The organism is Pseudomonas sp. JL23, from assembly GCF_056933585.1.
On sequence record NZ_CM167795.1, the window covers coordinates 2,891,175 to 2,902,497 of the forward strand.

8 protein-coding genes are annotated in these 11,323 nt (G+C 59.7%); 1 reads left to right on the plus strand and 7 read right to left on the minus strand.

All coding sequences use genetic code 11. The annotated features are described in order from the left end of the window. Positions 1-11: 11 nt before the first annotated feature. The 7 genes from AC1Z24_RS13510 to AC1Z24_RS13540 all read right to left on the minus strand — a co-directional run bounded on the left by AC1Z24_RS13510 (position 12) and on the right by AC1Z24_RS13540 (position 7,318). The gene (locus AC1Z24_RS13510) at positions 12-1,115 is read right to left on the minus strand and encodes an ABC transporter ATP-binding protein (protein ID WP_483746060.1); all 1,104 of its coding nucleotides are present in this window, start codon (positions 1,113-1,115) and stop codon (positions 12-14) included. A 27-nt stretch (positions 1,116-1,142) separates the two neighbouring features. After that, complete coding sequence (locus tag AC1Z24_RS13515; protein WP_259105250.1) at positions 1,143-1,976, minus strand: carbohydrate ABC transporter permease; 834 nt, start codon at positions 1,974-1,976, stop codon at positions 1,143-1,145. Positions 1,977-1,987: 11 nt separating this feature from the next. Beyond that, a complete protein-coding gene (locus AC1Z24_RS13520) occupies positions 1,988-2,920 on the minus strand; it encodes a carbohydrate ABC transporter permease (protein ID WP_259105249.1) in 933 nt (310 codons plus the stop codon). Between the two features lie 75 nt (positions 2,921-2,995). Then, on the minus strand, positions 2,996-4,309 hold the full coding sequence (locus AC1Z24_RS13525) for an ABC transporter substrate-binding protein (RefSeq protein ID WP_483746061.1): 1,314 nt from the start codon (positions 4,307-4,309) through the stop codon (positions 2,996-2,998). 238 nt (positions 4,310-4,547) lie between these two features. Then, positions 4,548-5,453, minus strand: a complete 906-nt coding sequence (locus AC1Z24_RS13530) for an AraC family transcriptional regulator (RefSeq protein WP_259105245.1) — start codon at positions 5,451-5,453, stop codon at positions 4,548-4,550. Positions 5,454-5,643: 190 nt separating this feature from the next. Further along, on the minus strand, positions 5,644-6,963 hold the full coding sequence (locus AC1Z24_RS13535; RefSeq protein WP_483746062.1) for a glycosyltransferase: 1,320 nt from the start codon (positions 6,961-6,963) through the stop codon (positions 5,644-5,646). Further along, a complete protein-coding gene (locus AC1Z24_RS13540; protein WP_483746063.1) occupies positions 6,956-7,318 on the minus strand; it encodes a response regulator in 363 nt (120 codons plus the stop codon). The genes AC1Z24_RS13535 and AC1Z24_RS13540 overlap by 8 nt, the downstream gene beginning before the upstream one ends. A gap of 267 nt (positions 7,319-7,585) precedes the next feature. Here AC1Z24_RS13540 and AC1Z24_RS13545 point away from each other — a divergent pair, with 267 nt between their 5' ends. Further along, a complete protein-coding gene (locus tag AC1Z24_RS13545) occupies positions 7,586-11,098 on the plus strand; it encodes a response regulator (RefSeq protein ID WP_483746064.1) in 3,513 nt (1,170 codons plus the stop codon). Positions 11,099-11,323 lie beyond the last annotated feature (225 nt).

The window sequence follows — 11,323 nt, forward strand, 5'->3', positions numbered from 1 at the left end:
AATTCGGTGGCTCAGGCGGCGGCCTGCAGGGCCTTGGCGATCACCAGGCCCTGGGCGTCGAACAGGTGGCAGTTATTGCTGTCCAGGTGCAGGTTCAAGGTCTCGCCGTATTGGCTGGCCATGTCGCCGCGGATACGCAGGGTCAGCGCCTCGCCGGAGCGAGTATTGACGTGGCAGAAGGTATCGCTGCCCAGGCGCTCACTGACGTCGGCGATCACCTGCAGCTGACAATCACCCGGCTTGGCCAGGTCCAGGTGCTCCGGCCTAATGCCCAGGGTCACGCTGTCGCCGACACTTTGCCGCGCGTTGCTGAAAGGCAGCTGGATGGTCGTGCCCGCGTCGAGGGTGACTTCGCAGCCGCCGGCATGCACGGCACTGATCTTGCCCTTGAGGAAGCCCATTTTCGGCGTGCCGAGAAAGCCTGCGACGAACAGGTTGGCCGGGTGGTGGTACAGCTCCAGGGGCGAGCCGACCTGTTCTACCTTGCCGCCATTGAGAACCACGACCTTGTCGGCCAGGGTCATGGCTTCGACCTGGTCGTGGGTCACGTAAATCATCGTGGCTTGCAGCTCTTTATGCAGGCGCGACAGCTCCAGGCGAGTCTGCACGCGCAGGGCGGCATCGAGGTTGGACAAGGGTTCGTCGAACAGGAAGATCTTCGGGTTGCGCAAAATGGCACGGCCGATGGCAACGCGCTGGCGCTGGCCGCCGGACAATTGCTTGGGCTTGCGCTCCAGCAGCGGGCCCAGTTCAAGAATGCGCGCGGCTTCATCGACCTTGCGCTTGACCTCGTCCTTGGGCACGCCCGCCAGATCGAGGGCGAAGGACAGGTTCTTGCCCACGGTCATGTGCGGATACAGCGCGTACGTCTGGAACACCATGGCCAGGTCGCGCTTGGCCGGGGTTACCTGGGTGATGTCGCGGCCATCGAGTTCGATGGTCCCGGAGGTGACTTCTTCCAGTCCGGCGATCAGGCGCAGCAGGGTGGATTTGCCGCAGCCGGACGGGCCGACGAAGACCACGAACTCGCGGTCGCGCACGTCCAGGTCGATGCCCTTGATGATCTGATGGCCGTCAAAGCCCTTTTGCAGGTTGCGAATGATGAGGTTAGCCATTTGGGGCTCCTTTTTATTATCTGAGGGCTATTTGACTGCGCCGAAGGAAAGGCCGCGGACCAGTTGTTTCTGGCTGATCCAGCCGAAAATCAGGATCGGCGCACAGGCCAGGGTCGAGACGGCCGAGAGCTTGGCCCAGAACAAGCCTTCCGGGCTTGAGTAGGACGCGATCAGGGCGGTCAGCGGCGCGGCGCTGGAGGAGGTCAGGTTCAGTGACCAGAACGCTTCGTTCCAGCACAGGATCAGCGACAGCAGCGCCGTGGAAGCCAGGCCGCCCTTGCAGATCGGCATCAGTACGCGAAAGATTTCCTGACGCGTGGTGGCGCCGTCCAGACGCGACGCCTCGAGGATTTCCGGGGGGATGTCCTTGAAATAGGTGTAAATCATCCACACCACGATAGGCAGGTTGATCAGGGTGTAGATCACGATCAGGGCCAGGCGCGAATCCAGCAGGCCGAAGGTCTTGGCCAGCAGGTAGATGGGCATCAGCACGCCCACCGGCGGCAGCATCTTGGTCGAGAGCATCCACAGCAGGGTGCTCTTGGTGCGCTTGGTCTCGAAGAAGGCCATGGAGTAGGCCGCCGGCACCGAGATCAGGATGCACAGGATGGTCGCGCTGAAAGAGATCAGGATCGAATTCCAGGCGAAGTGGAAGTAATCACTGCGCTCCTGGATGTGCAGGTAGTTTTCCAGGGTCGGAGTGAAGAACAGTTGCGGCGGTGTGGCGAAGGCGTCCAGTTCGGTCTTGAAGCTGGTCAGGACCATCCAGAAGATCGGGAAGAAAATCAGGGCCGCGATCAGCCACGACAAGGTGCCGAGCAGCAGGCTTTGCAGGCGGCGGGATTGTTTGAGCGTCATCATCGGCTGGGCCCTCATGACTTGTCGGTGAGGTTTTTGCCGATCATCCGGATCAGGATGATGGCGGCAATATTGGCGATGACCACGGCAATCAGGCCACCGGCCGAAGCCATGCCGACGTCGAACTGCAGCAGCGCCTGGTTGTAGATCAGATACGCCAGGTTGGTCGAGGCGAAGCCCGGACCGCCGTTGGTGGTGGTGAAGATTTCCGCGAACACCGACAGCAGGAAGATGGTTTCAATCATGACCACTACGGCAATCGGCCGGGCCAGGTGCGGCAGCGTCAGGTGCCAGAAGATCGCGATGGGGCCGGCACCGTCCAGGCGGGCGGCTTCTTTCTGTTCCTGGTCCAGGGACTGCATGGCGGTCATCAGGATCAGGATGGCGAACGGCAGCCACTGCCAGGAGACGATGATGATGATTGCCAGCATCGGGTAATTGGCGAACCAGTCGATGGGCTGGGCGCCGAACAGCTTCCAAACCCAGGCGAGGATGCCCGACACCGGATGGAAAATCAGGTTTTTCCAGATCAGCGCGCTGACCGTGGGCATGATGAAAAACGGCGAGATCAGTAGCACGCGTACGATGCTGCGGCCAAAGAACTCACTGGCTTCGAGCAGGGCGGAAATCAACACGCCGAGGATTACGCTGATGGCCAGCACACTGCCAACCAGCAGCAGGGTGTTCAGGGCCCCAGGGATAAAGCCGCTGTCGGTAACGAAGAACTCGAAGTTCTCAAGACCGATGAATTCGTTTTCGCCGGGGTTGAGCAGGTTGTAGCGAATCAGCGAGAAGTAGATGGTCATGCCCAGTGGCACGATCATCCACACCAGCAGCAACAGGACCGAGGGGCTGACCAGGAACCAGCCGGGTTTGCTCAGGCGGCCTTTGCCCGGCGGTGTGGCGCTGGCGGACTGCTTGGCGGGGGAGAGGGTCGAGGTATTCATGGGTGACTCCGGGGCGATGCAGGAACGGTCAGGACGCGCTGGCGCGTCCTGACATCAAAGGACTGTCAGGGCTGACTAGTTCTTTTTCGGGTAACCGGCCCGCTTCATATCGCGCTCGGTAGCCGTTTGCGCGGCGGCCAGGGCGGCATCGACCGTGCTCTGACCGGTCAGGGCCGCAGCGAACTGTTGGCCAACCGCAGTACCGATGGACTGGAACTCAGGGATGGTCACCAGTTGGATGCCGACATAAGGAACCGGCTTGAGGGTCGGTGCTTTAGGCGTCACTGCTTTCAGCGATTCCAGGGTGATGGTGGAGAACGGCGCTGCCTTGGCATAAGCATCGTTGTAGGTCGATGCACGAGTGCCTGGCGGTACGTTGGCGACGCCGTCTTTCTCGGCAACCAGCGCTGCGTATTCTTTCGAAGTCGCCCACTCGGTGAACGCCTGGGCGTCTTTGCTGTTCTTCGCGCTCGCCGGAATGCCCAGGGCCCACGAATACAACCAGGCCGAGCCTTTGTCGGTGACTTCGTGCGGCGCGTAGGTGAAACCGACGTTTTCGGCGACCTTGCTCTGGGATTTGTCGGTCACGAAGGAACCGGCCACAGAGGCGTCGACCCACATGGCGCACTTGCCGCTGTTGAACAGCGCCAGGTTTTCGTTGAAGCCGTTGCTGGAGGCGCCCGGCGGGCCGTTTTTCTTCATGGCGTTGACGTAGAAGTTCAGCGCGTTTTTCCACTCAGGCTGGTCGAACTGGGCTTTCCAGTTTTCGTCAAACCAGCGGGCACCGAAGGCGTTGGCCACGGTGGTGATCAAGGCCATGTTCTCGCCCCAGCCCGGCTTGCCACGCAGGCACAGGCCGTACTGTTCCTTGGACTTGTCGGTGAGCTTGTCGGCGAATTCGCCGATCTGGGTCCAGGTCGGGCGCTCCGGCATGGTCAGGCCTGCGGCCTTGAACAGGTCCTTGCGATAGTAAGTGATCGAGCTTTCGGCGTAGAACGGCAGGGCGAACAGTTTGCCGTCAACGGACAGACCGTCACGCACGGAAGGGAAGACGTCATCCAGCGCATAATTGGCTGGCAGGTCCTTCATTTCCTTCAGCCAGCCCTTGGCGCCCCACAGCGATGCCTCGTACATGCCGATGGTCAGCACGTCGAACTGGCCGCCCTTGGTGGCAATATCGGTGGTGACGCGCTGGCGCAGAACGTTCTCTTCCAGGACCACCCACTTGAGCTTGATGTCCGGGTGCTGCTCTTCGAACGTCTTCGAGAGCTTCTGCATGCGGATCATGTCGCTGTTATTGACGGTGGCGATGGTGACGTCGCCCGCAGAGGCGATGGCGCTGATGGACAGACAGGTACCGGCAAGTAGCAGTTTTGCTGAGGTCTTCATCGATCACTCCTCTTCTGCGCCAGGGGCTGCAGAAGCTCGGTTATTGTTTTTGTATCTTCCGGAGGGCAGGAAGATGAGTACTGATTACAGCGGTCCGGCGCCGCCAAGACAAATCCTGCGGCACACTGCAACCGATACTATTTTGCACTGCTGAAGAAGTGCCTGATACGAGGCAACTGCGCTCGAACAGGGTTCGGCGCAGATTCAGCGTAGTTCAGCAGGATGAGAGAGGAGAGAATCAGTACAGGTTTTGTTCGGTCAGGCGCTGAACGGCCAGGCGTCGATAGTGCGAAGGCGTCATGCCCTTGAGCTGCTGGAAGCGGCGGTTGAAGTTGGAAATATTGTTGAAGCCCGACTCGAAGCACACGTCGGTAACGGGACGGTCGCCGTCGGCCAGCAGCTCACAGGACTTGCTGACCCGCAGGCGATTGACGAACTCGACGAAGCTGCGCCCGGTGGCCTGTTTGAACACGCGGGAGAAATAGGTCGGCTTCATGCCCAGGTAACTGGCCACTTCTTCCAGAGGCAGTTCCCGGGCGTAGTGGGTAAAGATGTAGTCCACCGCACGGTTGGTGCGGTCGATGCTGTGCTCGTCGGCCATCTGCGGCGCCTTGGTGCCGGACAGCAGCTGGTAGTCGTCGCTGGCGGCGAGCAATTCCAGCAGGATCAGGAAATGCCCCAGGCGGGTGATGCCCTTGGTGTCGGCGATCTTCTGCATCAGCCGGGCGGCCTGGGCAATGGTGCGCGGGCAGCGGAACTCGACACCGTACTGCGCCCGCTCCAGCAGCGGCGCCAGGGTGCGCAGCTCGGTAAACACCTGAATGCCGCTTTCCAGCAGCTCATCGGTGAAGTTCACCAGCATGTCGCGCTTGGGCACGACTTCGTCTTCCTCGACCTGGCTGATCCAGTTATGAGGCAGGTTGGGGCCGGTGAGAAACAGGGTCTGCGGATAGAAGTTGCCGATGTAGTCGCCGACGAACACTTTGCCGGAACTGGCGACGATCAGGTGCAGCTCATACTCCTTGTGGAAGTGCCAGCGCACCAGCGGGCAGGGGAAACCATGCTCGCGGTAAATGATCGACAGGCCGTTGTGGTCGTCCATCAATTCATAGGACGGGTCGGTGACTCTTGTTGTTTTTGTCATGGCGTGACCGGGTAGTCGGAATGGTCAAGGCGCTTAATGTGCATGATTTTTCTTGTAGGAGCGAACTTGTTCGCGGTGGGACCGGCTTTAGCCGGGAAGGCGTAGGCAGGATGGACACATTTCTATTGCTAGCCTTACCGTCTTCCCGGCTAAAGCCGGTCCCACAAAAACCACATTTGTTTAATTTCAATCAAACCAACCGATTCTTCGCCTCGATCCACTGCGCCATGTACTGGGTACTTTTGTGCTGATGGTGGCGCAGCATGCTGCCGATGAAGTTGGCCGTGCGTCGTTGGGTCAGATGCTGGCGGCAGTCGGCGATACGCTCGATCAGGCTGGTACAGTGCTGACGGTACTGATAGCGCGCAGCCAGGATCTGCCAGCCACTGGCCTGGGCCTGATTCCACAGGGCTTCATCCTGATACAGGCGTACGGCCGCGTCGGCAATGCCCTGGGCGCTATTGGCGATCAGGCCGGGCCAGGGCAGGTCACCGTTCATGGCTTCGGCACCGATGTTGGTCGTGACATTGGGCGTGCCGCAGGTCATGGCGTCGACGATCTTGCCCTTGATCCCCGCACCGAAGCGCAGCGGCGCCAGGCAGACCCGCGCGGCGGACATGACCTGCAAGGCGTCCTCGGCCCAGTTCTTGATATGAAAGCCCTGGCTGGCGTTATGCAGCGCCGTGGCCTTGGGCGGGGTATAGGCACCGTAGATATGCAACTGGGCGCCGGGCAACTGCTGCCGGATCAGGGGCCAGATGGCGCTCTTGAGCCAGAGCACGGCGTCCCAATTCGGCGCATGGCGAAAGTTGCCGATGCTGAGGAAATTTGCCCGCTCGGCAAAAGACCGGGCATTCCCCGGGTTGACGTCCGCCAGCATCAGCGGGCACCAGTGCAGAAGCTGATCCGGCAGGCCGAAACGCTCCGTGAGCAATCGGATCTCGACGTCGGAGGTCATCAGGTTTAAATCGCAGCGGTACAACGCGGCGATTTCCCGCTGCGCCAGGTCGCCGTCGGCCATGGTCTCGAAAATACTGGCCTCGGATTGTGCGAAGAATGCGTCGAGTTCATCGCCCTGGGCCTGACCGTTCAGGTAATCCTTGAGCTGCTGATGACGGCCATGGCGCAGGCTCTGCAAGTCCGATGTTTCAAGGATGCGCAACGCCTGGGGACAATGTTTTTCCACTCGCCAGCCGAATTGTTCCTCGATCATGAACTGGTCGAACAGGACGATATCGGGCTGCAGTTCGCCAATAAATACGTCGAAACTGCTGTTATTGAGTTCGATATGGGTTTCGTAAATGCCGAGGGCGGCGAGATCGGCACGATGCTCACCTTCGGTGGCCGGGCTGGCGAAGGTGATGTCCCAACCCTGATCGAGAAAACACTGAATCAATTGCATGACATGGCCGCTGGCCGCCGACGAGCGCGGCTCGGGCCAGACGTAACCGATGATCAGGAGTTTGGTCGAAGCCAGTGGCGCAGGGTGCGGCGATTGATCGTTAGCCAAGAATTTCTTTCACTTTGTCGCGCAGTTGATCGATAGAGAACGGCTTGCCCAGAGAATGGGCGCTCGGGTGCATATCGATAATATTATTGCCGTAGCCGCTGGCAATCAGTACGTGCAGGCCGGGGCGCAATTCCAGGGCAATGCTGGCCAGTTCGCTACCCGTCATGCCGGGCAGGCCATGATCAGTCATCAACAGATCGATGGCCTGTTCCGGCTTTTCCAGTTGAGCCAGGGCGGCATCACTGTCCTCTGCTTCCAGCACTTGATATTCCAGCTCTTCGAGGACGTCGACGATCAACATGCGAACGATGGCGTCGTCTTCGACCACGAGGATCGTGCTGGCGGTGGCAGGCATGGGGTACTCCCTTGAGCAAAACAGTGATGGGGTAAAGATGCGGCAGACCCGATTCAGTGAGACAAATCCCGAAGAAAGTTCCGGATCATCAACGCGGCTTATCTCAATGAGCGGATTTTTCGCCTTGAAATTGCAAAAGACGCTTGCATATCTGCGAAACCGCCAATTTTATGCCTGAAATTTCAATCTGATGTGTCAGAAATCAGAGCCTTATTCTAGAGTTTACGGCAAACTCCATCGCCTTGATGTAATCGCCTGGGAATTCTCATGATTCAACCGTCGATTGTCGATGAACAACGCTTTCGCAAACTCCTGAGTCGCAACGTTGGCCTGCCCTTGGCAGTGGGCGTGCTCAGCGGCGTGTTTTTCGTTGTCCTGATCACTTACCTGCTTTCGGTGATCCAGTGGGTCGAGCATACCGACCGCGTGATCAATAACGTCAATCGGTCGCTGAAGCTGTCCGTGGACATGGAAACCGGCATGCGCGGCTTCCTGCTCACCGGCGATGAGCACTTCCTTGATCCTTACGAAGTCGCCAAGCCCGGCGTGCGTGCCGTGCTCAAAGGTCTGCAGGACCTGGTTGCGGATAACCCGACCCAGTCTGATCGCTTCCGTCGCATTCTTGCCCTGCAGAACGACTGGAACGATTTCGCCCAGGAAATGATCACCCTGCGTCGCCAGAACGGTGATTATGCCTCGGCGATTCAGGCCGGGCGCGGCAAGCGCCTGACGGATGAGATTCGCACCGAATACGACGATGCTGTGGCCATGGAGCAGCAACTGCGCCTGAATCGCAACGCCGACGTGACGCGCACGACTATCTTTCTTGTCACCCTGTACCTGATTTTCGTGCTCAGCGTCAGCGGCGTGCTGGCCTGGATCGGGCGTCGCGACATGATCAGGCTGTCCACTACCTACGGTGAGAACCTGCGCCGTCAGGAACTCGACGGCGAGCGCCTGCAAAAAGTGGCGTGGCTGCGCAATGGGCAGAGCGAGCTGGCCGAGCAGATGCTCGGGCAGCTGACCCTGAACAATGTCGGGCGTAATGTCCTGCAATTCTTTGCCGGCTACCTGGGGACCGTAGTCGCAGCGGTCTATGTGCGCCAGGAGCATGGCGGGCTCAAGCGTATCGCTTCCTACGGCTTCTCCCGTGAGCAGGAGCAGCAGGATCAGTCACTGTTTGGCGACGAAGGCATCGTGGGCCAGGTGGCGCAGCAGAACAAGACCATTACCCTGGCGGATGTACCAAGCAACTATTTCAAGGTCAGCTCCGGCCTCGGCGAGGGCGTGCCGCGTAATGTGGTCGTGGTGCCGACCCACAATGACGATCAGGTCAACGGCGTGATCGAACTGGGTTTCCTGCGCGATCTGACCGAACGTGATATCGAGTTCCTCGAAGTGATCGCCAATAACGTCGGTACCTCCCTGGAGGCCGCCCGTTATCGCCAGCGCCTGCAGGAAGTACTGGCCGAGACCCAGCAACTCAACGAAGAGTTGCAGGTCCAGCAGGAAGAATTGCGTACCGCCAACGAAGAGCTGGAAGAACAGTCGCGGATTCTCAAGGAGTCCCAGGTCCATCTGGAAACCCAGCAGGCCGAGCTGGAAACCACCAATGAGCAATTGGCCGAGCAGGGCCAGGCTCTGGCGGATCAGCGCGATGCCCTGGACCGCAACAACGAAGAGTTGCACATCGCCCAGATCGAGCTGGAAGCACGCGCCGAAGAGTTGCAGCGTTCGAGCAAGTACAAGTCCGAATTCCTCGCCAATATGTCCCACGAGCTGCGTACGCCACTCAACAGCTCGCTGATTCTGGCCAAGCTGTTGGCGGAAAACCCGACGGAAAATCTCACCGAAGAACAGGTGAAGTTTGCCGAGTCGATTTATTCGGCGGGCAACGATTTGCTGCACCTGATCAACGACATTCTAGACATTTCCAAGGTCGAAGCCGGCAAGCTGGAGATGCGTCCGGAAAACAGCAGCGTCACGCGACTGGTCGAGGGTCTGCGCAATATGTTCCAGCCTCTGGCGACCGAGAAGAAGCTGGACTTCCAGGTGGAGGTGCAGGCCGGTGCGCCGACCATGCTGTACACCGACCGTCAGCGTCTGGAGCAGATTCTCAAGAACCTGCTGTCCAACGCGGTCAAGTTCACCGAAAGCGGTGCCGTGAGCATGACCGTGTCGCGTCAGCCCAACGCCGGCATCGCCTTTATCGTGCGCGATTCGGGTATTGGTATCGCCGAGGATCAGCAGCAAAGCATCTTCGAAGCCTTCCGCCAGGCTGACGGCACCACCAACCGCCGTTACGGCGGCACCGGTCTGGGCCTGTCGATTTCCCGGGATCTGGCCGGTCTGCTGGGCGGCTCCATCAGCGTGACCAGTGCGCCGGGGCAGGGCAGTATCTTCACCCTGGTCCTTCCGGAGCAGTACGTCGAGCCGGTACCTCAGGTGGCAGGACAGGAAGGGGTCGTGGTCGCCTCGCCCGTTACGCCTTTGCCTCAAGCCCTTGCCCCGACTGTTCAGCCCGCGCCTGTCGCACCGGCTCCCCAACTGGTGGTGCCGACCTTTGTCGATGATCGGGACAAGGCGCCATTCAACAAACGCTGCATTCTGGTCATCGAAGATGAGCCCGGTTTTGCCCGGATCCTCTTCGATCTGGCCCATGAGCTGGGTTACTACTGCCTGGTAGCCCACGCCGCCGACCACGGCTTCGACCTGGCGGCGCAATACATCCCCGATGCGATTCTGCTGGACATGCGCCTGCCCGATCACTCCGGCCTGACTGTGCTGCAGCGACTCAAGGAACATGCGCCGACCCGGCACATTCCGGTGCACGTGATCTCGGTGGAAGACCGTCAGGAAGCGGCGATGCACATGGGCGCCGTGGGTTATGCGGTCAAACCGACCACCCGCGAAGAACTCAAGGATGTCTTTGCCAAGCTGGAGGCCAAGCTGACGCAAAAGGTCAAGCGCGTCCTGCTGGTGGAAGACGACGCCCTGCAGCGCGACAGCATTGCCCGCCTGATCGGCGACGATGACATCGAGATCACCGCCGTAGGCTTTGCCCAGGATGCTCTGGACCTGCTGCGTGACAATATCTACGACTGCATGATCATCGATCTGAAGTTGCCGGACATGCTTGGCAATGACCTGCTCAAGCGCATGTCCACCGAGGACATCTGCTCGTTCCCGCCGGTCATCGTCTACACCGGGCGCAACCTGACCCGCGACGAAGAAGCCGAGCTGCTCAAGTACTCGCGCTCGATCATCATCAAGGGCGCGCGTTCTCCGGAGCGTCTGCTCGACGAGGTCACGCTGTTCCTGCACAAGGTCGAGTCGCAGCTGTCCAACGAACGGCAAAAGATGCTCAAGACCGCGCGCAGCCGCGACAAGGTCTTCGAGGGTCGCAAGATCCTGGTGGTGGACGACGACGTGCGCAATATCTTCGCTCTGACCAGTGCCCTGGAACACAAGGGCGCAGTGATCGAGATTGCGCGCAACGGTATCGAAGCCATCGCCAGGCTCAATGAAGTCGAAGACGTCGACTTGGTGTTGATGGATGTGATGATGCCGGAGATGGATGGCTACGAAGCGACAATCGAGATCCGCAAGGATCCGCGCTGGCGCAAACTGCCGATCATCGCGGTGACGGCCAAGGCCATGAAGGACGATCAGGAGCGCTGCCTGCAGGCTGGTTCCAACGATTACCTGGCCAAACCCATCGACCTTGACCGGCTGTTCTCGCTGATTCGCGTGTGGTTGCCGAAAATGGAACGTATTTGAGTGGGTGGGGCCAAAGGCCTTTAATACTGACCTTAATCTGGATCGGGACACGCTTTTGTGGGAGTCGGCTTGCTGACGATTGCGTGGGGTCAGGCAACACAGCACTGCCTGACCCCGCAATACCTGTAGGACCGGCTTCAGCCGGGAGATCGTCCTCCCGGCTAAAGCCGGTCCTACGGTCCTGACAGTGCTCTCTCCTTAGTTTTTGTTTGCAGGAATCACCAG

What these genes read in the sequence shown, in the direction of transcription:
- AC1Z24_RS13510 (WP_483746060.1), bottom strand. Translation starts at nt 1,115, where the DNA reads ATGGCTAACCTCATCATTCGCAACCTGCAAAAGGGCTTTGACGGCCAT.
- AC1Z24_RS13515 (WP_259105250.1), bottom strand. Translation starts at nt 1,976, where the DNA reads ATGATGACGCTCAAACAATCCCGCCGCCTGCAAAGCCTGCTGCTCGGC.
- AC1Z24_RS13520 (WP_259105249.1), bottom strand. Translation starts at nt 2,920, where the DNA reads ATGAATACCTCGACCCTCTCCCCCGCCAAGCAGTCCGCCAGCGCCACA.
- AC1Z24_RS13525 (WP_483746061.1), bottom strand. Translation starts at nt 4,309, where the DNA reads ATGAAGACCTCAGCAAAACTGCTACTTGCCGGTACCTGTCTGTCCATC.
- AC1Z24_RS13530 (WP_259105245.1), bottom strand. Translation starts at nt 5,453, where the DNA reads ATGACAAAAACAACAAGAGTCACCGACCCGTCCTATGAATTGATGGAC.
- AC1Z24_RS13540 (WP_483746063.1), bottom strand. Translation starts at nt 7,318, where the DNA reads ATGCCTGCCACCGCCAGCACGATCCTCGTGGTCGAAGACGACGCCATC.
- AC1Z24_RS13545 (WP_483746064.1), top strand. Translation starts at nt 7,586, where the DNA reads ATGATTCAACCGTCGATTGTCGATGAACAACGCTTTCGCAAACTCCTG.